General features: G+C 31.0%; 20 protein-coding genes. 1 reads left to right on the plus strand and 19 read right to left on the minus strand.

The window, feature by feature from the left end:
• Nucleotide 1: 1 nt before the first annotated feature.
• The 6 genes from HMPREF1253_RS02645 to HMPREF1253_RS02670 all read right to left on the minus strand — a co-directional run bounded on the left by HMPREF1253_RS02645 (nt 2) and on the right by HMPREF1253_RS02670 (nt 6,164).
• Nucleotides 2-1,576 (minus strand): type I restriction-modification system subunit M, encoded by a 1,575-nt coding sequence (locus tag HMPREF1253_RS02645; protein ID WP_023055244.1) that lies wholly within the window; start codon nt 1,574-1,576, stop codon nt 2-4.
• 189 nt (nt 1,577-1,765) lie between these two features.
• Nucleotides 1,766-2,413, minus strand: a complete 648-nt coding sequence (locus HMPREF1253_RS02650; RefSeq protein WP_023055202.1) for a cupin domain-containing protein — start codon at nt 2,411-2,413, stop codon at nt 1,766-1,768.
• A gap of 1 nt (nt 2,414) precedes the next feature.
• The gene (locus HMPREF1253_RS02655; RefSeq protein WP_023055246.1) at nt 2,415-3,218 is read right to left on the minus strand and encodes an ABC transporter ATP-binding protein; all 804 of its coding nucleotides are present in this window, start codon (nt 3,216-3,218) and stop codon (nt 2,415-2,417) included.
• Nucleotides 3,205-4,233, minus strand: a complete 1,029-nt coding sequence (locus HMPREF1253_RS02660) for an iron ABC transporter permease (RefSeq protein WP_023055201.1) — start codon at nt 4,231-4,233, stop codon at nt 3,205-3,207. Before HMPREF1253_RS02660 ends, HMPREF1253_RS02655 begins: the two co-directional genes overlap by 14 nt.
• Nucleotides 4,230-5,405: an ABC transporter substrate-binding protein gene (locus HMPREF1253_RS02665; RefSeq protein ID WP_023055245.1), complete on the minus strand. Its 1,176-nt coding sequence runs from the start codon at nt 5,403-5,405 to the stop codon at nt 4,230-4,232. The genes HMPREF1253_RS02660 and HMPREF1253_RS02665 overlap by 4 nt, the downstream gene beginning before the upstream one ends.
• Entirely contained in the window at nt 5,406-6,164 is a 759-nt protein-coding gene (locus HMPREF1253_RS02670; protein ID WP_023055232.1) for a class I SAM-dependent methyltransferase, read from the minus strand.
• A gap of 91 nt (nt 6,165-6,255) precedes the next feature.
• Between HMPREF1253_RS02670 and HMPREF1253_RS02675 the strand changes: the two genes are divergently transcribed.
• Nucleotides 6,256-6,849 carry a Crp/Fnr family transcriptional regulator gene (locus HMPREF1253_RS02675; RefSeq protein ID WP_023055191.1) on the plus strand — a complete coding sequence of 198 codons (594 nt, stop codon included), beginning with the start codon at nt 6,256-6,258 and terminating at the stop codon, nt 6,847-6,849.
• Nucleotides 6,850-7,109: 260 nt separating this feature from the next.
• Here the strand turns inward: HMPREF1253_RS02675 and HMPREF1253_RS02680 are convergent, their stop codons facing one another.
• From HMPREF1253_RS02680 to HMPREF1253_RS02740, 13 genes are all read right to left on the minus strand, one after another.
• The gene (locus tag HMPREF1253_RS02680; protein ID WP_023055211.1) at nt 7,110-8,387 is read right to left on the minus strand and encodes a serine dehydratase subunit alpha family protein; all 1,278 of its coding nucleotides are present in this window, start codon (nt 8,385-8,387) and stop codon (nt 7,110-7,112) included.
• Nucleotides 8,388-8,400: 13 nt separating this feature from the next.
• The gene (locus HMPREF1253_RS02685; RefSeq protein ID WP_023055238.1) at nt 8,401-9,015 is read right to left on the minus strand and encodes a GntR family transcriptional regulator; all 615 of its coding nucleotides are present in this window, start codon (nt 9,013-9,015) and stop codon (nt 8,401-8,403) included.
• Between the two features lie 13 nt (nt 9,016-9,028).
• Nucleotides 9,029-10,027 carry a uroporphyrinogen decarboxylase family protein gene (locus tag HMPREF1253_RS02690; protein ID WP_023055220.1) on the minus strand — a complete coding sequence of 333 codons (999 nt, stop codon included), beginning with the start codon at nt 10,025-10,027 and terminating at the stop codon, nt 9,029-9,031.
• Nucleotides 10,020-11,042 (minus strand): uroporphyrinogen decarboxylase family protein, encoded by a 1,023-nt coding sequence (locus HMPREF1253_RS02695; protein ID WP_023055214.1) that lies wholly within the window; start codon nt 11,040-11,042, stop codon nt 10,020-10,022. The genes HMPREF1253_RS02690 and HMPREF1253_RS02695 overlap by 8 nt, the downstream gene beginning before the upstream one ends.
• A gap of 4 nt (nt 11,043-11,046) precedes the next feature.
• A complete protein-coding gene (gene dhaL, locus HMPREF1253_RS02700) occupies nt 11,047-11,697 on the minus strand; it encodes a dihydroxyacetone kinase subunit DhaL (protein ID WP_023055205.1) in 651 nt (216 codons plus the stop codon).
• A 13-nt stretch (nt 11,698-11,710) separates the two neighbouring features.
• Nucleotides 11,711-12,697, minus strand: coding sequence for a dihydroxyacetone kinase subunit DhaK (gene dhaK / locus HMPREF1253_RS02705; RefSeq protein WP_023055237.1), 987 nt, complete (start codon nt 12,695-12,697; stop codon nt 11,711-11,713).
• A gap of 9 nt (nt 12,698-12,706) precedes the next feature.
• On the minus strand, nt 12,707-13,411 hold the full coding sequence (locus HMPREF1253_RS02710; RefSeq protein ID WP_023055231.1) for an ABC transporter ATP-binding protein: 705 nt from the start codon (nt 13,409-13,411) through the stop codon (nt 12,707-12,709).
• The gene (locus HMPREF1253_RS02715; protein WP_023055197.1) at nt 13,398-14,180 is read right to left on the minus strand and encodes an ABC transporter ATP-binding protein; all 783 of its coding nucleotides are present in this window, start codon (nt 14,178-14,180) and stop codon (nt 13,398-13,400) included. Before HMPREF1253_RS02715 ends, HMPREF1253_RS02710 begins: the two co-directional genes overlap by 14 nt.
• Entirely contained in the window at nt 14,173-15,207 is a 1,035-nt protein-coding gene (locus tag HMPREF1253_RS02720) for a branched-chain amino acid ABC transporter permease (RefSeq protein ID WP_023055206.1), read from the minus strand. Before HMPREF1253_RS02720 ends, HMPREF1253_RS02715 begins: the two co-directional genes overlap by 8 nt.
• A 1-nt stretch (nt 15,208) precedes the next feature.
• The gene (locus HMPREF1253_RS02725; RefSeq protein WP_023055217.1) at nt 15,209-16,084 is read right to left on the minus strand and encodes a branched-chain amino acid ABC transporter permease; all 876 of its coding nucleotides are present in this window, start codon (nt 16,082-16,084) and stop codon (nt 15,209-15,211) included.
• A 15-nt stretch (nt 16,085-16,099) separates the two neighbouring features.
• Nucleotides 16,100-17,230, minus strand: a complete 1,131-nt coding sequence (locus HMPREF1253_RS02730) for an ABC transporter substrate-binding protein (protein ID WP_202899120.1) — start codon at nt 17,228-17,230, stop codon at nt 16,100-16,102.
• 256 nt (nt 17,231-17,486) lie between these two features.
• Nucleotides 17,487-18,767: a cell wall metabolism sensor histidine kinase WalK gene (locus HMPREF1253_RS02735; RefSeq protein ID WP_238318875.1), complete on the minus strand. Its 1,281-nt coding sequence runs from the start codon at nt 18,765-18,767 to the stop codon at nt 17,487-17,489.
• Nucleotides 18,768-18,876: 109 nt separating this feature from the next.
• A complete protein-coding gene (locus tag HMPREF1253_RS02740) occupies nt 18,877-19,563 on the minus strand; it encodes a response regulator transcription factor (protein WP_023055225.1) in 687 nt (228 codons plus the stop codon).
• Between the last annotated feature and the right edge of the window lie 76 nt (nt 19,564-19,639).

A 19,639-nucleotide genomic window follows, 5' to 3' on the forward strand; every position in this document is an offset into this window, starting at 1 on the left:
CTTACTCATCTTCAAGCTCCCTTACTATTTGGTTTATAGAAGCTCTAAGCTGGTCTATTTTCTTTACTCTTTCTTCAATTTCCTTATTAAGGACTTTTATGTCTATTTTTTCTCTTGTGTCTTCCTTTTCAACATAAGTAGAAACCGAAAGATTATAATCATTTTCTACTATTTCATCTCTATCTACATATCTTGAGAAATATTCCTTATCTTCACGATTTTTAAATTCTTCTACTATTGTATTAATATTTTTTTCTTCCAAGATATTGTTGTTTGTTTCTTTTTTAAATTCTTTACTTGCATCAATAAATAAGACCTTATTTTCCGTCTTATTTTTTGCCATTACTAAAATACAAGTTGCTATTGAGGTGCCAAAAAAGAGATTTTCCGGCAGTTGTATTATGCAGTCTATAAAGTTGTTGTCTATTAAATATTGCCTAATAGTTTTTTCTGCACCTTTTCTATAAAATATTCCTGGAAAGCATACTATGGCGGCTCTGCCCTTACTTGATAGGTAGGCAAGAGAATGCATTATAAAGGCATAGTCTGCGTAGGCTTTTGGGGCTAATTTCCCTGCTGGTGCAAATCTTTCGTCACTTATAAGGGTTGGATTTCCATCGCCTACCCATTTTATTGAGTAGGGCGGATTGGAAACTATAGCATCAAAGGGTTTTTCATCTTTATGTAAGGGATTTAATAGTGTGTTTCCCCTTTTTATGGAAAAATTATTGTAATTTACATTGTGTAAAAACATATTCATACGAGCCAAGTTGAAGTTGGTCATATTTATTTCTTGTCCGAAAAAACCCTCATCTATAATGTGCTCATCAAATTGTTTTTTCATCTGCAAAAGTAAAGAGCCGCTACCGCAGGTAGGATCATATACCTTGTTAATGCTTGTTTTCCCTTCCATTACGAGTCTTGCTAAAAGTTTTGATACGGTTTGAGGTGTAAAGAATTCTCCGCCAGATTTACCGGCATTGCTTGCATAGTTGGAAATCAAATATTCATAAGCATCTCCAAAGGCATCTATTTCATTGTTTTGAAAGTTTTTAAAATTTATTTCTCCTATACCTGTTAAGATGTCAGTCAACCTTTTGTTTTTTTCTGCTACTGTGCCTCCTAAACGGTTGCTAGTGGTGTCTATTTCTTCAAATAGTCCTTTTATATCATCTTCTGATGCAAAGCCTACTGCACTGCCTTCTATGGCTTTAAATATGTTAGCTAAGTCTGTGTTTAAATTTTCATTGTCTTTTGCCTTTTTTACTATATTTTTAAATAACTGACTGGGTAATATAAAAAAACCCTTGTCTTCAACTGTGTTTGGTCTAAAATATTCCTCTGCTTCTTTGTCAGAAATTTCTGCATAATCAAAGTCTATGTCCCCTGCTTCATGTTCTGCGGAGTTAAAAAACTCGGTTATATTTTCAGAGATAAATCTATAAAATAAAATTCCTAAAATATATTGCTTAAAGTCCCAACCATCTACTGCTCCACGAACATTGTCTGCTATTGACCATATTTTTCTATGTAGTTCTGCTCTTTGTGTGCTTTCATTATTTTCTACTTTAGCCATTTCTTTCTCCTATGTATATATTTTATTAAACTTTTTACTGCTTCATGTTAATATTATAGCATAATATAAAATTACAAAACTTAGACTGAGAGGAAAAATAAATACCAGAGTAAGCTTTAATACTTACTCTGGTATTTGATTTAATTTAAAGGGTTAACTTTATGATTAAAAAATAATTCAATTTCTTTTTTATTTATCTATAGATAAGATTAATAACATTTTAAATCTTGTAATTGCAGTTACATTATGGATTACATTTGCCGGAAATACTAATTGCTCTCCTGCTTCAATCTCAATTTCCTTATCTCCCACAAGAAGCTTTGCTTTACCTTCAAGTGCTAGGACGAGAGCATCTCCTGGAGCTTTATGTGGTTTTAGTCCCTCTCCTGCATCAAAAGCCATAATAACTAACCTAAAATCATCTTTTGAAGCAAGGTCAATGTTTGCAATTCCTCCATCTACATAATCTAAATAGTCAACTAGTTTAATTTTTTTTCCTTTGTCAATGTTTTTCATTTCTTCCTCCTCTAAGTTAATTGCGATTTCTAAAAATATACTTTTTTCCCTTGCTTCTATGTCAAAAAGTTTATTTTTTTCAAAAAGTATTAGTTCGTTATTTATAAGCCTTTCATTATTAAATTTAAGCTCACCTTTTAAAACAAAATATATTCTTTCTTCAGCATAAAATTCAGGGGAAATGCTGGTGTTTTGATCAAGACTCATAAGTAAGATGTGAAGATCATACAAATCTACAAGTTTCTTGCTTATAGTTTGATGGTCTTTTATGGGTATGACCTCTTCTGGTATCAATATTTTTCCCTTACTGATATTTTTCATTTTAATCACCTGCTATGCTAATGGGTATTATAGTATTATATTCTTTCTTATCGTTTTTTATTTTTTCAAGTATAACCTCTACCCCAAAGGCTTCCTTCATGTTTTCCTTACAGATAATATCAGATGTTTTTCCTATTTTATGCCTAGCATTTTCCATTAACATCAAGGATTTATCTGCTACTTCAAGAGCGTGGGCTGGGTAATGAGTATTTATAATAACACTGATATTGTCTATTTTGGATAGTTTTTTGATTAATGAAATTATTTTTAGCTGATTTTTAAAATCAAGGCCACTTTCCGGCTCATCTAATATGATTAAGCTTGGATCTGAAATTAAGGCTCTGGCTATGAGAACCATCTGAAGTTCTCCTCCACTCATCACAGAACATGACTTGTCTTTAAGGTTTTCTATAGATAAGCTTTTCATAATATTATTTGCCTTCTCATATTCTCTTGTGCCTGGTTTTGCAAATGGTCCAAGTTTACTAGAAAGCCCTAACACTACCATATCAATTCCAGAATATTCAAAAGAAAATGATCTTTTTTGAGGAACATATGATATCTTAGACCATAAGTCCCTTCTATTAAAACTTGAAATATCTTTTCCATCCATAAAACTATTTCCTAGTTTCCATTTTTCAAAATCACATATACATCTTATAAGGCTAGTCTTACCAACACCATTGGGCCCTAAGATAGATAAAACCTGACCTTGAGCCAGACTAAAAGATAAGTTTTTAAATAATTCATGATTTTTATCATAATAAAATCCTGCGTCTTTTACTTCTAATTTAATTGAACCCACCCCCAGTTTTTCTAATTAGGCTTATAAAAATTGGAGCTCCAATTATTGCCGTAAGAACTGAAATAGGTAGTTCTATTACAGAAACCGTTCTTGATAAAGCCTCTATTAGTACCATAAGACTTGCTCCTAAAGATATGCTAAAAGGTAGAGTATGAGTATTATTAGCTCCCACCATCATCCTTGCCATGTGAGGAATTATCAAACCAATCCATCCGACTTGCCCACACATTGATATAGATGAGGCTGTAATAAGTGTTGATGCAAATATAAAAATAAGCCTAGTTTTTTTTACATTAACTCCTAGACTTTTTGCTTCATCTTCTGATAGGCTCATGATATTTAGCCTAAATATCAATAGTCTTATTATGATGACTCCCAAAATTATTAGGGGCGCAGATAACATCAAATTTTTATAAGATGATCTTGCAAAAGAACCCATAAGCCAATAACTGATGGCTGGCAACTTATCTGTCGGGTCTGCTGTATATTTTAAAAGAGACGCTAGAGCATTTGATAATGAGGAAACTACAAGACCTGCGAGTATAAGCATTATCGTTGATGACCTAGTTCTACTCTTGCCAATATAAAGGGTTAAAACTACTCCAATTAATCCAAAAGCTAAAGCAAAGACTTGAATAGATAAGGTTGAAAGCGATAAAAGTATACCAATTACAGCTCCAAGACTTGCAGCTGAGCTTACCCCTAATATATCAGGAGTTGCCAAGGGGTTTGAAAAAACCCCTTGGAAGGCAAGACCTGCTGTGGAAAGACCAGCTCCTACTACTATGCCAGTAATAATCCTTGGTAATCTCACATTTATTATTACTGATTCAAGCATAGGGTCATAATCCCTCCCGCTTAAATAAGCATTGAAAAAATCTACAATCTGTCTGATGCTTAGAGGCATTCTCCCAATAACAAGTGCCAAAACGCTGATCAATATAGGTAGACTAATTAGTATCACATATGAGCTTGCTGTTATCTTTTTATCTTTGATAAAGATTTCTTTAATCATATATCAAACATATCCTCAATTTGTTCATTTGTTAATTCATAATCATACCATGTTTTATAGTAATCTTTAATCATTGCTTTTAGATCATAGTCTTTAAATTCTTCTGGGTAAGTTGATTTTGCAAGCCATGCTAGGACAAGTGGTCCGTCCGGATTTGGTGTAAACCAATTCCACATGCCAAGCTTAGTATTATAAACTTTTTTATCCTTAACAGCTTTCATATTTGAAAAATTGATACCTTCTACTGAATTTTCATATACATCTTTTGTTGTAATATCAAGAAGACCAGGTCCATCAAGATAAAGTATATCTGGATTCCATTGATAAAATTGTTCAATAGAAACTTTGGCAAAGCCTTTTGTTTCATCAGCTAAATTTTTAACACCAATTCTCTTTAGCCAGAAATCTCCAAAAACACCTTTACCAGCAACCATTGGTACTCCTTCAACATACTTCCATAAAATCACACCAGTTGGTTTTTTACTATCATCTATTTTTGAAATTCTTTCTTCAACATCTTTTACAATATCTTGACCTGCTTTTATGAAATCATCTGTCTTTCCGCTTTCGCCAAATACATCTTCTAAGAGCTTTAACCATTGTGTGTACCTATCTATTGGGTCAGCTGGTCCATTTGTGCCAACTGTAGCAAATCCTACACACGGAATCCCTGTCTTTTTAAGAGTTTCATAGTGTTCTTTATTCGAAGCATTGTAAAAAATAACATCTGGTTTAAGCTTCATTATTTCCTCAATATTAATGTCAGATTGAGCTTGAACTGTATTTTGGCTATCAAGAAGCTCTGGAGCTATATCCTTTAAAACTGTATTTGAAATTACTTGCTTTAGTGATCCAGCATATCCTACTATGTATGGAGCCTTTCCTTGATGATAAGCCATATAAGTAGATAAAATTGGAATTTGATCTATTACTATTCTCTCAATTTTCTCTGGAACTTCTACCTTATTGCCTGTATGGTCTGTAATTGTTCTAACTTTTTTATTTTCAGCCTTGCCTTGTTCTGTCTTTTCTTCCTCTTTCTTTTCCTCAGTTTTAACTACTTCTTTACCTTCCGACTTTTGCTCAGTTTTTCCATTGCCACATGCAGTCATGCTTGTTAAGACAAATATAACTAGACATAAAATTAATGATATTTTTTTAATAGCTTTCATCTAATCCACCTTTTTACTTGCTAAAACTATATATGAAATGCTTGAATTTTTAGACCTTTCTATCATTTTTGCAAACCTATCCCTATTTTCTTCTGAATAGGCTTTTTTATAAAAATTTGCAGCCCCTACTGGTCCCTCATCTTTTATAATTGTATCCCTGTCTAATAGAATCATCTTACCCGTTCTTTGTGAAAAAGGTCTAAAAGAATTTTCTATAAAAACTTTATTCCAATTTTCTATGGTTAGAGGATACACATTCATATTTGTAAATTTTGAAAGTTCCCTTCTTATATCTTCACTTTCATTTTCCACTGCAACATCATGAGTTAATAAATAACCGCCTTTTTTTAAAACCCTGTGATAATTTTTAAGAGCCTTTGCTTTTTCTTCATTTGGAAGCATGGTAAGCATTGCCTCATTGATTATTAAATCAAATGTTTCATCCTCAAAATCCAACTTTAAGGCATCCATATTCATTACTTCAATTTCCTTTTCTAAACCTAAAAGCTTTATATTCTCTAAGGCTTGTTCTATGGCAACTTGGTCATTATCTATACCTATTATTTTGCACTTATATTCAGTATAAACTCTTATGAGATTATCTCCTCTATTGCAAGCAACTTCTAAAACCTTCATATCTTTATCGATCTTTACCTGATCAAGTAACCAATCGGTCATAAGACCTCCGCCTGGTCTAAGTCTTGTTCTACCAAGCATCTTTAAAAAATCATGTCCAAAGCTAATTTTATTCTTTTCCATTTTTTCCTCCTTGATAATAATTATCATTACGTTTATAATTATAGCATAGATAATTTTTGTTGCAGTTGCAGAAGCAACAAAGGGGGATTTTATGGAAAAAATTATTTTAAAAAGCAAATTATTTTATGGTTTAGATGAAGATACTATAAAGCACATACTTTCTTGTATTGAGCATAAAACCTTAATTTTTAGTAAAGGCGAATATCTATATGATTTTTCTAAGGGCTTTAAGGCAGGTATAGTTTTGAATGGAAGAATTGATCTATCTGCAATAGATGATGATAAGGAAATTATAGATAGAATTTATGAGACTTCAGATTCTTTTTCTTTAAATTTTTCCTCCCTATCTGATAGATTTATGGTTGCAAAAAAAGATTCTAAAGTTTTAGCCCTTGATGTTAGCAAAATCTTTGAAAAAAATAAAAGGTCCTGCTCAAGCAGACCGATTTTTATGGAAAATATTATAAAATTGTATAATGAGCAAATTTCATACTTAACTTACAAATTAGATATATATTCTAAACCTAAAATTAGGGAAAAAATTAATAAATATATAGACAAATATGGTAAAGACTCCTTATTTTCTAATAAATTATCCAGAGAGGATTTGGCGAAATTTTTAACTTGTAATAGGCCTGCCCTTTCAAGAGAGTTATCCCTTATGAAAAAAGAGGGCTTAATATAAAAAATTATAAAAAATCAGTCTTAGGAGAATAAATATCTTATATTACAGCCTCCTTAAAATTAGGTATAAGAAAAGCATCTATAAAATCTAGATGCTAATTAATTATTTCCATTTCTTATTTTTTAAAATTTTCCCTATTTTATCAACTTCTGGTAACTTGTCACTTTTTAATATCTCTGTTAAATCAAATATTTTTGCACCAATTGACCCTCCTTTAGACTAAAAAAATAAGACCGTATTTACGGTCTTATTTACTTTATTTAGTTTGCTTTTATTATTTCCAACATTACATCATCTACGTTTTTAAATGCTGTCCTTGAGAGTTTTCCTATGTTGGAGATTGTTTCCTCTATAGTTTTTCCTACGACTCCTGTTGATTTATCTGAAATCATGCCGTTTACTGCCAGATATGCTGAAATTATAGCTTCTTCTGCTGAGGTTGACAGTTTCATTGAGCAAGATTCTTTTGCTCCGTCACAAACCATTCCTGTTAAGTTTGCGTAAACATTTGTTGCTGCTCCTGCTATCATTTCATCTGTGCCTCCTAAGAGCCAAGCTATTGAGCAAGTTGCTCCTACTGCTGCTCCTATTGCACATCCACACATACCCGATAATTTTCCTGAGTATTCTTTTACATATCTGTTTAAGATATGACCGAAAAATAGTGCTTTTGCCAATTTATCTTTTGAAACATCTTCATAATTTGCGACTATTTCAATAGGCAAAATTACTCCTATACCTTGGTTGCCTGATCCTCCTGATGTCATAATTTCATAATTTTGTCCACTCATTCTCATGTCTGCAGCTGCGGCAGTCATTATTCTTGCTTCTGTTATAAAATTTTTAGGTAAAATATTTTCATCCCTTAAACGTTTTAAAGTTGAACCTAAACTATTTTCTTTATCTAATCCGGCAATTGCTGCTTTTTTATTTATTTCAATTCCTTCAAGAGTAAAGTCAAAGGTCCCTTCAGGTGCGTTTTCTACAATTTCTCTCAATTTTTGAAAAGATAAATCTTTTAAGTTAAAGGAGTTTTCTTTTTCGCTTTTTTCATTACTTTGTTCATATAAAACTTTCCCATTTTTTATAACTTTTTGGAGTTTTGTGTGTCCGCCGCAAATTATAACTGTTCCTTTATCTTTGTCTGTTTCAATAATTGTTTCAACATAGACATCATTAGGAGTATTATCTTCTCTTAAAGTAATTTTACCCTCTTCAATAAATTTTTCTGCCTTGTCTATTATTTCTTTGTTTATCTTACTGAAAACCATAAAACCGTCTTCAACTTTATCAGCAAAAATACCTAAACTTGCTGCAAGCATAAGACCTTTTTCCTGTACAACAGGAATGTAAACAGATTTTCCGTTTTTATATATATTTTTTGATACTATAACTTCTACATTTTTTATCTTATCTTTATCATCTATAAGAGAACCACAAACATTTGCGCAATATCCTACTGCAACAGGTTCAGTGCAGCCTAAAGCTCTTTGTGAATCTCCTTTTACTATTTCGATTAATTCTTCTAATATGTCCATAAATCTCCTTATGTTAAAATGATTGGATATCAGCTTTTAGTAATTCAATGGCTTTTTCTTTGTTTTTATTTTTTATTTCATTTAACACTCCTATATGGTTATTTCTTAACTTTGTGTCTAAAATATTAGACCAGTCATCCCAATAAAGTAAAGAAAATGTAATAAGTTGCTTATTTAAAATATTTTTTAACATTTCATAAAAAAACTTATCTTTATAAGAGCGTGCTAATTCAATATGAAAAGCACTTGTTTTTCTCCAGTATTCCATCGGAGTTGCAAATGCATTTTTATCCATTTTTACTATATTAGCTTCTATTGTAGCCAAATCATATTCACTTATTTTGTCAAAGTACAGTTCCAAATATTTAGGTTCAATATTTAAGCGAAATTTTAAAATACTATCCAGATAATTTTTGTCAAACAGATTGATTTTGTATCCAAATCTCGGGATGCTATATATGATGTTATCAACACTTAATTTAATTAAAGCTTCACGTATTGGAGATTTTGATATTTTAAATTTATCAACAAGAACCCTTTCAGTAATAACAGTTTCTTGATTAATTCTTCCTGCAACTATTTCATCTATTATTATTTTATAAATTTTATCGCTTAAATTTTCTTTCATATTTACCTACTTACTATTTGTATTCCCCTGCAATTTTTTCTACTAATTTTAGCCTATTTATATCTATGTCTTGAGAAATTGTACAGTCTGCTCCAAGAGCAACTCCTCTTGTTCCAACTTCATCAAGTATTTTAAATATTTCCTTTTTTAGTTCTTCTTCTGAAGCAGAGTATAATACAGTTCCGTTATTGTTGTCAAATCCTCCCAAGACTGCCTTTCCTTCAAAAATTTCTTTTCCTTCTTTTAGACCTATGTTTTCAGTGTGAGTTGCCCAGTTAAATACTTTTGCTGGATAGTCTTTATACCATGCTAAGTTGTTTGTATAGTGGCCATATCCGCAAATATGAAGCATAACATTGTCGTTTATTTTATTAATTTCATTTAAAACTTCAAGATCTAAGGGTTCAACTATTTTTTTATGCTTTTCTTCATCAAAAGATTTATCTTGCACTGATTGAACGCTGTAATAAATTCCGTCTACACTTGTTTTTTCAAATAATTTTTTTACTAAGATTTTTATGTCTATTGCTATTTCTTTTGCTGCTTTTATCATATCTTCTTCAGATTCTTTAAATAATCTTACAAATTTTTCAAAATCTTCATCATATTCTTCAAATCTAAGTCTAATATATTGTAGGGGAGAAAATAAATTATAATATTTATAAGTGTCTTCTCCTGCAAAGTCACAAATTTCTTTCACAAAGTCAACTTGTTTTTGTATCCAAGGATGATCTGGTCCTACTGATTTTATTCTTTTTAAGTCTTCTATTGTTTCAATTTTTCTTTCACAAACGCTTGGATGTCCAAAAAATCCGTCTGACATTATTTTAATTAAATCTGGATCTAATTCTTTTATATATTTTTTTTGTCCTTCTACTACTTTTTTATAAATTTCAGGATCATTACCATTGTAATGGTCATGAAATGATACAAAGTGATGCCAAAATGCTGTAGGTACTCTGTCAACATCTTTACAATTTAAAAAATTTTCTACTCTTTCTTTTTTATTCATTTTTTTCACCATCCATAAATTTATACGTTGCATCTGAAATAATTCTTACTTGATTGTCGTCTATATCATTTGGTATGGAGCAGTCAGCACCAATTATAAATGATGTGTCCTTATATTTTTCAATAAGAGATTTTGTATAAGCTTCAAGTTCTTCTTTTGAACCCTTGTCTATTAAGGTTCCTGGATTATTGTCAAATCCACCTAAAATACATTTTTCAGGGAAAAGTTTTTTTCCTTCTCCTATTGATATTTTTTCTGTAAAAGTCGCCCAATTATAAATTCTTGCTTCATAATTTTTATAAAAACTTAAATCATTTGTGTATCTTGCGTAACCACACATATGCAAAATATTTAAGTCTGAATATTTGTTTGCTACTTCCAAAACTGGAAGTTCTGATACCTTTACTATTTCTTCATATTTATTTTTGTCATACATTTTACTTTGTATGTTTTGAACGCAATAATATATTCCGTCAAGACTTGTTTCTGTTAGTAATTTTTTTACTAAAATCTGTATGTCTTTTGAAATTTCTAAACCAGCATTTTTAAATTCTTCAGGAAAGTTTTCAGCTAAATAAACAAATCTGTCATATTCCTGATCTAAAAAATCCAATCTTATTCTTATTGTTTGTAAAGGTGAAAATACATTATAAAATGTTAAAACTTCATCGCTAAATTCTGCAGCAAGTTTTTTTATATATTTTACTTGTTCTTGTATCCAGGGATGATTTTCTCCTATGGATTTTATTTTTTTTAGGTCTTCTGCTGTTTTTAAATCATTATCCATTATTGGTGGATATCCGAAAAATCCTTCATTCATAATTTTCATTATGTCTGGATTTGTTTTTTTATAGTAATCTACATGTCCCTTATAGGCTTTTTCTAACAAAGATGGGTCTTCTAAGCCCATGAATTGATCTTTTCCTAAAATAAAATGATGCCAAAATCCTAAAGGTACTCTTTCTGTTTTTTTACCATTTATAACATCTAAAACAAGTTGCCTTTTATTCTCCATCTTATCACTTTCCTATTTTATTATTTAAAATGTAGTCGCAAAGCAATTCTATTTGATAAGCCATTGTTACTGCGCCTGGATCTAAGTGTCCTATTCCCTTGTCTTTTTGATAGCTTGCCCTGCCTCTAATAGCTGGCATATCTTTTGTGCTTTCAGCTCCATTTATAGCTGCATTTTTTACATTTTCAAAAATTTTTACAAGGTCTTCTTCCCTGGAATTTAAATGTTTTTCCAATTCTTCAACGGCAGGATTTAAAGCATCAATCATTGTTTTTGATCCTACTTCAGTTTTGCCTCTTTTTTTCATATCTTCAACCATTGTTTTTAGGGCTAAATATATGTCCTCTAAGTCAAATTCTTCTTTACCTTTAAGAGCTTTTGCAGCAGCTAAATATGCACCGCCATATAAAACTCCTGATGAGCCTCCAATTTTTGACATCATAGTCATTCCTATATTTTTAAATAATTGGTCCATAGGTAAGTCTTTATATTTTTCTGCATTCTTTAATAAATCACCAAAGCCTATGTTCATATTGTTCCAGTGATCTCCGTCGCCTGTGGCTAAGTCAAGATTTGTTACATATTCACGATTGTTTTGCAATTTTTCATAAACATTTTCTATATATTTTAAATAATCTATAGTATTTATCTTCATGATTTCTCCTTAATTAGTTAATGGTTAATGCACTAGTTTCGCATTTTTCGTCTATCATTTCTTTTAATTCATCGTCAAGTTCCATTAAAGTAATTGAACATCCTGACATATCTAATGCAGTCATATAATTTCCAACTAAATTTTTATACACTTTAATATTCTTTGTTTCTAAGATTTCTCTAACATCCTTGTTTAAGATGTAAAGTTCCATTAAGGGTGTTGCTCCCAATCCGTTTACTAATAAAGCAACTTCTTTTCCTGAAAAGTCTTTATCATCAAATATGTGTTTTAAAAGAACTTCTGCTATTTCTTTAGATGTTTTTATATTTGTTTTTTCTACACCGGGTTCTCCATGGATTCCCATACCGATTTCAATTTCATTTTCCCCTAATTCAAAGTTTGCTTTTCCATTTGCAGGAATTGTACATGCAGACATGGACATTCCCATTGTTCTTATGTTGTCACAAGCTTTTTGTGCAATTCTTTTTACTTCTTGTAAACTATAACCTTTTAAAGCTGCAGCTCCTGCTACTTTATGAACGAATATTGTTCCAGCTATTCCTCTTCTTCCTGCTGTATATGTTGAGTCTTCAACGGCTACGTCATCTCTTACTACTACACTTTCAACGTCTATGTCTTCGAATTCTGCAAGTTCTTTTGCTAAGTCGAAATTCATAATGTCTCCAGAATAATTCTTTATTACTAAAAGAACTCCTTTTCCACTATCTGCTCTTCTTATTCCTTCAATAATTCTATCAGGGCTTGGAGATGAAAATACATTTCCTGCAACTGCTGCATCAAGCATTCCTTTTCCAACGTATCCTGCGTGAGCTGGTTCGTGTCCTGAACCTCCTCCTGATACGATTCCTACATTTCCTGATTTTTCTTTTTTTGCTATTACTTCTAATTCTTCAACGTATACTAATTTGTCATTTGCATACTCTAAACCTTTTAATGTTTCTGCTACAACATTATTAGGGTCATTTATAATTTTTTTCATTTTTTCCTCCTATAATCCCAAATATACTTTTCTTATATCTTTGTTATTTATTATGTCTTTTGCATTGCCTTGCATTGAAATTTTTCCATTTTCTAATACATAAGCTCTATCTGAAATATTTAAAGCCATATAGGCATTTTGTTCTATTAACATTATGGTGATTCCAGTTTTTGCTATTTTTAATATTAAGTCAAAAATTAAATCAACTATGTTAGGAGCAAGTCCTAGGGATGGCTCATCAAGAAGGAGCAATTTAGGTTTACACATCAAGGCTCTTCCTATGGCTAACATTTGTTGTTCTCCACCTGATAAGTTTCCTGCAAAAGATTTTTCTCTTTCTTTTAATCTTGGAAATAGTTCAAAAACTTCTTCAAATGATTCTTTTATTTGTTTTTTGTCTTTAATAGTAAAGGCACCTAACATTAAATTTTCATTTACTGTTAAATCTGGAAAAACTTCTCTTCCTTCAGGAGATAAAGAAATTCCAAGTCTTAATATTTTATAGGCTTCAAGTCTTTCTATATTCTTTCCTTCAAATAGGATTTCTCCTTTTTTAGGTTTTAATAAGCCTGATATTGTGTTTACAAGAGTGGTTTTCCCTGCACCGTTGCTTCCTATTAAACTAACTATTTCTCCACTTTCAACATTCAGACTTACATCTTTCAATGCGTGTATTGAACCGTAATAAGTGTTAAGTTCTTTAATTTGTAACATCTGCTTCTCTCCCCAAGTATGCTTTTATAACTTCTTTGTTATTTACTATTTCTTCCGGAATTCCTTGAGCTATTAATTTTCCATTATCTAAAACATAAATTCTGTCAGATACATTCATAACTACACTCATGTCATGTTCAATTAAAAGTACTGTTATTCCTAAATTTTTTAAACTTTTTATAAAACTTAAGAGTTCTTCAGATTCTTGAGGGTTCATTCCTGCTGCTGGTTCATCAAGTAATATAAGCTCTGCTCCTGTTGCTATGGATCTTGCTATTTCTACTTTTCTTTGATCACCATATGGAAGAGAGTCTGCATAAGAATCTTTTTTGTCCAGCATGTTTAATGAATCCAATATTTTTATAGCTTTTAAAGCACTTTCATCTTCTCCGGTTCTAAACTTTTTATTACTTAATATGGAATCCAGCAAAGTATATTTTGTATTAATATGATTTCCTATCATTACATTTTCAATTACTCTCATGTCTTTGAATAATCTTATGTTTTGAAAAGTTCTGGCTATTCCTCTTTTTACAATTTCTTGAGGAATTTTATTTTGGATTTCTTCTCCCTTAAAAAATATCTTTCCTGAACTTAGTTTATAAACTCCTGTCAGTAAGTTAAATGCTGTGGTTTTTCCCGCTCCATTGGGACCTATAATGCTTACTATCTCACCTTTTTTTATATTAAAAGTAAAGTCATCAACAGCTTTTATTCCACCGAAGTTAATTGAAATATTTTCAGCGCTTAGTAATATATTCTCACTCATAATTTGCACCATTTCCTTCTATGTTTTTAAGATCGGTTAATACCTTTTTAGATAGTTTATAATCATTTACATCTCTCCAACCAAGTAAGCCTTGAGGTCTAAATCTCATCATAATTACAAGTATTATTCCGTATAAAACAAATCTGTAGTCCATCAAGCTTCTTGATAATTCTGGGAAAACTACTAAAATTACTGATCCTATAATCATACCTCTTATAGTGCCCATTCCTCCAAGTATTACTATACTTAAAATCATTGTTGACATATCAAAAGTAAATGTATTTTGGTCTATGTAACCCAGTTGAGTTGCATAAATTGATCCTGCTATGGCACATATTACAGCTGATAATAAAAATGCCAATACTTTATAATAAGTTGTATTTAAACCCATCATTATACTTGCTGTTTCATCTTGTTTTATTGCTCTAAAGGCTCTTCCTGTTTTACTATTTTGTAGCCTATATATAAACAAGATGACAAGGACCATTGTTATTACTGTTAAAATATACAATCCCCCATTTGACATTGATAATTTAAAACCGAAAATAGATGGCAATGGAATGTTTCTAAGACCTAATGGCCCGTTTGTAACTTTTTCCCAGACAATTATTACAGTTCTTATTATTTCTCCAAAACCCAAAGTTATTATTGAAAGATAAGTACCCTTAAGCCTAAGAGTAGGAAGACCCATAACAAATCCTGCTATTGCTGAAATTATTATTGCTACAATTATTGCAAGAAAAAAGTTTACATTAAATTTAATCATTAATATTGATGTAGTATAAGCTCCTATGGCAACAAAGCCTGCCTGTCCCAAGGATACAAGACCGGTCATTCCTACGAGGATATTAAGCCCTAAAGCCATAATGATGTAATTTATTATTTTTATAATTATATTTATGATGTAGTTGTTTAAATGTAAAAAAGGAATTGCTATTAGACCTATAATCGCGATAATGAAAAGATATATTTTAAATTTATCTATTGCTGAAAAAAGTTTTGCAAAATTATTTTTTGAATTTTTCATATTACACCTTCTCAACGCCTTTTTTACCGAAGAGACCATTAGGTCTTATTATTAATACTATTATTAATATAATAAATGCCATGGAATCTCTATATTCTGAGCCTAAATATGTTGCTGCAAAAGATTCACTCAATCCTACTAAAAGTCCACCTACTAATGAACCCTGCAAGCTTCCTATACCGCCTAAAACTGCTGCTGCAAAGGCTTTTAAGCCTGCCATATATCCCATGTTTGGATATGCCATTGAATAGTAACTGCTTACTAATGAACCTGCTATAGCTGCTGATACTCCGCCTAAAAAGAAGGTAAATGAAATTATAAAGTTTACATTTATTCCCATTAGTTGTGCTGCTTTTATATTTTGTTGAGATGCTCTCATTGCAAGTCCTATATTTGTTTTATTTACTAAAGCTACAAGTAAAAGCATAAGAATTAGAGATACTGCAAACATTCCTAATTGGGTGTATTGAATGTCTATTCCTAAAAATTGTATTGTTTTACTTGGGAACAAGGCCGGAAATTGTCTTTTTTGACTTCCGAAGGATGCTATAAGTAAATTACTTATTATGTTTGAAATACCTATTGTTGTTATAAGGGAGGCTATAGGTTCTGATTTTGCCTTTCTTAATGGTTCAAGGGATGTTTTGTCAATTAATATACCTAAAGCGCCGGTAAAAACTATTCCTAAAAGTATGGCCGGTATAATGCCAATATTTTTAGAAATCAAATATAATATTATATTTGCTCCAAAAGCATATACCGACCCATGAGAAAAGTTTACCAAACGCAAAATACCAAAAACTAATGAATAACCTACTGCTATTAAGGCATATGACATTCCAATGGTTATTCCATTAAATATTTGTTGTGCGTTCATTTTTCCTCCTAAATGTTATTTCTTTAATAAGTCAAATTTTCCATCTTTAACTACGATTTTTGTAAAGGCTTTATGAACATCTCCATTTTCATCAAATTTAGTATGTCCTGTTACTCCTTCGTATTCCATAGATAAAATTTCATTAACTATTTTTTCGGTGTCGTCCACTCCTACTTTTTGTGCTGCTGTTAGGAATACTCCAACTGAGTCATAAGCTTGTGCTGTAAGGGCACTTGGTTCAGAACCATATTTTTCTTTGTATTTTTCAACAAATGATTTTACTTTTGGGTCTTCAGATTGTGCGAAGAATATTACAGGGAAAGCAACTCCTTCAATAGCGTCTCCGCCAAGTTCCAATAATTGTTGAGAATAAGCATTTGAGAATCCTACAATAGCTATGTCAGGATTTATTTCCTTATATTGTTTAGCAACAGGTGCTACAAGGTTGTACATTCCTACGCATATTACAACATCTGCTCCTGCATCATTTAATTTTGCAATTGCAGGTCTGTAATCGTCAGAACCTTCAATAACTTCTTCGTGAGCTACAACTTTTGCATCTTTAAAATCTTTTTCAACTATTTCTTTAACTATTCCTGCTGTACTTACTCCCCAGTCAGTCTTTATAGAAATAATTCCTATGTTCTTTTTGCCAAGATCATTAACAGCTATGTCAAGACTTGCTTGAGCTTCGGTATTAATTACAGTGTTATTTCTTATAATAAAATTTCCCATTCCTGAATAATCTGGGTGAGAAGATGACGGTGAAATTTCAACAATTTTATTTTCTTGATAAATTGGAGCTGCAGCTAAACATACCCCTGATGCAAAGTGTCCGATTACGCAAGGAATATCTTTTTCACTTGCAATTTTATTTGCTACTGAAACTCCTTCTTCTGGTGAGTTTTTGTCGTCAAATTTTACAATTGATATTTTTTTAGAATCAATTCCTCCATTTTCATTCCATTCTTCAGCCATAATTTCAGCTGCGTTTGAAAATCCTATACCATATTCTGAATTGTCTCCTGTTAGCGGGCCCGCTACCGCTATTTTGATAACATTTTCATCTTTTGGTTCGCTTGCAGAACTGTTTTCCTTATTTCCACAAGCAGTAAGTAATAATGTGCCAGCTAATAATCCAGCCATAATATGTTTCCTAAATTTCCTCATTTTTTTCTCCTTTCATTTTTCACTCAGAAATTTACTATTAAAATACCACTAATAATACCAGTAATATTTTAATAGTATTATAGCATATTCGAGAAATCATTTTCAAGCTCTAAAATTAATTTATTTAAGGAAAAATTTTATAAAAAAATAAACTCTGAAAAATCCTTTTAAATATGGTTTAAAGAATTTTTTCAGAGTCCATTTTTTATCTTATTTTAAATTTTATTTTTTATTATTTTTTAGCTATGAAATAAAAGTCTGAGCCCTTTCCTAAGGTGGATTTTACTCCATAGGCATATGAATGTATGTCTAATATACTTTTGACGATAAATAGACCCAGTCCTGTGCCTACACGAGGCCTTGTACGGTTGTCCCCCGCCCTATAAAATCTTTCCCATATGTTCTCAATTTCTTCTTGACTTATGCCAATTCCGAAATCTATACAGTCAAACCTTACAGTGTCTTTTGAAATTTCTTCTGCTTTTATTTCTATTTTCTTACTTTTTCCCGAATATTTGATGGCGTTGGAAATTAAATTATACACAACTTGCTTTATTCTTTGAGGATCTCCTTTTATTTTTAAATCGCCCTTATAAGTGGTTTTTATTTGGAAATCTTTTTCTAAGCTTTTAAATCTTTTAACTTCTCCTTCTATGATTTCTTTTAAGTCAAATTCAAATGGGTTAAAGTCTTCAAGCTTACTTTCAAGTTTGGATATATCTAAAAGATTGTTCACAAGATCTGTCAGATGATCTGCTTCATCTATTATTACATTGATGTGCTTTTCACGCATTTCTTTATTGTCCCCACTTATGTCTTTTATCATTTCTCCATAACTTTTAATTAAGGTTAGGGGCGTTTTTAAATCGTGACTTACATTAGCTATTAAATCTTTTCTAAGTTCCAAAGTTTTATTTACTTCTTCTGTTGCTAAATTTAAGGCTCTTGAAAGATTATTGATTTCATCGTAAGATTTTCCTACAAATTTTACATCCAAGTTTCCTCCAGCCATATCTCTTGCCGTTTCCGAAAGTCTTTCTATTGGTCTTGCCAATCTCTTTGAAATAAAATAGGACAATATCATTGATATTATCAGTGAAAGAAGAGAAACTATTAAAAGTTGCTTTCTTAAAATGTCTATGGCGAAATCAACAGGCTCTAATATGGACTGAATGGATATATAGTATCTCACTCCATCTGCATTTCCCAAATATCCTGCAAAGGTCAAAACGCTGTTATTCATTTTTTGAACTTTTTGTGCCCAAATATTATATTTTAAATTTTCTCTTTGAATTTTACTAAAGAGCTTATCAAACTCAACTTTTGAAATAGGCGGTCTAATAGATTCTTCAAAAGCGTTGCTTATGGGATAGACATAATTTCCATATTCATCTACAACTTTTATGGTCAGAGATTTTCTTAATGAATAATTTTCAACAAGCTCTTTAAAACCTTCATCTTTAAATTTTTCTTGAACATTGGTCCCGATTTTTGCAACATCTTTTAATTTCATGGACTCGTAAAAATAATTTAAAAAAACTATTTGTAAAAGCCAAAGCATTAAAAAGATTATTCCCGCAAAAACAATAAAATATTTCCAAAGTTTAGTTAATATACTGCCTTTAGTTATTTCCTTGTAAAGGCCCTTCTTCAAATTTATAACCTACTCCTCTAACTGTTACAATATATTTTCTATAATCTTTTATAGAATTTCTCAGCATTTTTATGTGGGTGTCTACTGTTCTGTCATCGCCGTAAAATTCATAGCCCCAGACTTTGCTTAAAAGTTTATTTCTTGTTAAAGCTACATTTTTATTTTTTATCATAAAAACTAAAAGATCATATTCTTTTGGTGTTAAATCAATTTTTTCTCCATCAATGGAAACTGTTCTGCCATCTAAGTCAATGTGAAGTCCTTCCACATCTAAAACTCTCTTTACATTTCCCTTTCTATTTCTATTTACAATTACATTTATTCTTGCCATAAGCTCCTTTGGAGAAAAGGGTTTAACTACATAGTCGTCTGCTCCTACTTCAAAGCCAAAAAGTTTGTCATATTCTTCACTTCTTGCTGAAAGCATAATAACAGGAATATCTTTAATTTTTTTTATTTCTTTATAGGCTGTAAAGCCGTCAAGTTTTGGCATCATTATGTCCATTACTATAATGTCAAAATCATTTTCTTTTACTTTTTCTATTGCATCGAGCCCGTCCACTGCTTCCAAAACTTTGTGGCCGTTGTATTCTCCATAAGTTTTTATAACTTCTCTTATTTTTTCTTCGTCATCTACTATTAATATTTTAAACATTTTATCACCTAATAAATTTTATACTTTTATATTATCTTAAAGACGAAAAATATTAAAGTCTTAGGTTTAAAAATAT

The organism is Peptoniphilus sp. BV3C26 (assembly GCF_000478985.1).
GTDB lineage: Bacteria > Bacillota > Clostridia > Tissierellales > Peptoniphilaceae > Peptoniphilus_B > Peptoniphilus_B koenoeneniae.

Excerpts from the sequence above, each read along its gene's own strand:
- HMPREF1253_RS02645 (WP_023055244.1), bottom strand. The coding sequence starts at position 1,576 with ATGGCTAAAGTAGAAAATAATGAAAGCACACAAAGAGCAGAACTACAT.
- HMPREF1253_RS02650 (WP_023055202.1), bottom strand. The coding sequence starts at position 2,413 with ATGAAAAATATCAGTAAGGGAAAAATATTGATACCAGAAGAGGTCATA.
- HMPREF1253_RS02660 (WP_023055201.1), bottom strand. The coding sequence starts at position 4,233 with ATGATTAAAGAAATCTTTATCAAAGATAAAAAGATAACAGCAAGCTCA.
- HMPREF1253_RS02665 (WP_023055245.1), bottom strand. The coding sequence starts at position 5,405 with ATGAAAGCTATTAAAAAAATATCATTAATTTTATGTCTAGTTATATTT.
- HMPREF1253_RS02670 (WP_023055232.1), bottom strand. The coding sequence starts at position 6,164 with ATGGAAAAGAATAAAATTAGCTTTGGACATGATTTTTTAAAGATGCTT.
- HMPREF1253_RS02675 (WP_023055191.1), top strand. The coding sequence starts at position 6,256 with ATGGAAAAAATTATTTTAAAAAGCAAATTATTTTATGGTTTAGATGAA.
- HMPREF1253_RS02680 (WP_023055211.1), bottom strand. The coding sequence starts at position 8,387 with ATGGACATATTAGAAGAATTAATCGAAATAGTAAAAGGAGATTCACAA.
- HMPREF1253_RS02685 (WP_023055238.1), bottom strand. The coding sequence starts at position 9,015 with ATGAAAGAAAATTTAAGCGATAAAATTTATAAAATAATAATAGATGAA.
- HMPREF1253_RS02690 (WP_023055220.1), bottom strand. The coding sequence starts at position 10,027 with ATGAATAAAAAAGAAAGAGTAGAAAATTTTTTAAATTGTAAAGATGTT.
- HMPREF1253_RS02695 (WP_023055214.1), bottom strand. The coding sequence starts at position 11,042 with ATGGAGAATAAAAGGCAACTTGTTTTAGATGTTATAAATGGTAAAAAA.
- dhaL (WP_023055205.1), bottom strand. The coding sequence starts at position 11,697 with ATGAAGATAAATACTATAGATTATTTAAAATATATAGAAAATGTTTAT.
- dhaK (WP_023055237.1), bottom strand. The coding sequence starts at position 12,697 with ATGAAAAAAATTATAAATGACCCTAATAATGTTGTAGCAGAAACATTA.
- HMPREF1253_RS02710 (WP_023055231.1), bottom strand. The coding sequence starts at position 13,411 with ATGTTACAAATTAAAGAACTTAACACTTATTACGGTTCAATACACGCA.
- HMPREF1253_RS02715 (WP_023055197.1), bottom strand. The coding sequence starts at position 14,180 with ATGAGTGAGAATATATTACTAAGCGCTGAAAATATTTCAATTAACTTC.
- HMPREF1253_RS02720 (WP_023055206.1), bottom strand. The coding sequence starts at position 15,207 with ATGAAAAATTCAAAAAATAATTTTGCAAAACTTTTTTCAGCAATAGAT.
- HMPREF1253_RS02725 (WP_023055217.1), bottom strand. The coding sequence starts at position 16,084 with ATGAACGCACAACAAATATTTAATGGAATAACCATTGGAATGTCATAT.
- HMPREF1253_RS02730 (WP_202899120.1), bottom strand. The coding sequence starts at position 17,230 with ATGGCTGGATTATTAGCTGGCACATTATTACTTACTGCTTGTGGAAAT.
- HMPREF1253_RS02735 (WP_238318875.1), bottom strand. The coding sequence starts at position 18,767 with ATGAAATTAAAAGATGTTGCAAAAATCGGGACCAATGTTCAAGAAAAA.
- HMPREF1253_RS02740 (WP_023055225.1), bottom strand. The coding sequence starts at position 19,563 with ATGTTTAAAATATTAATAGTAGATGACGAAGAAAAAATAAGAGAAGTT.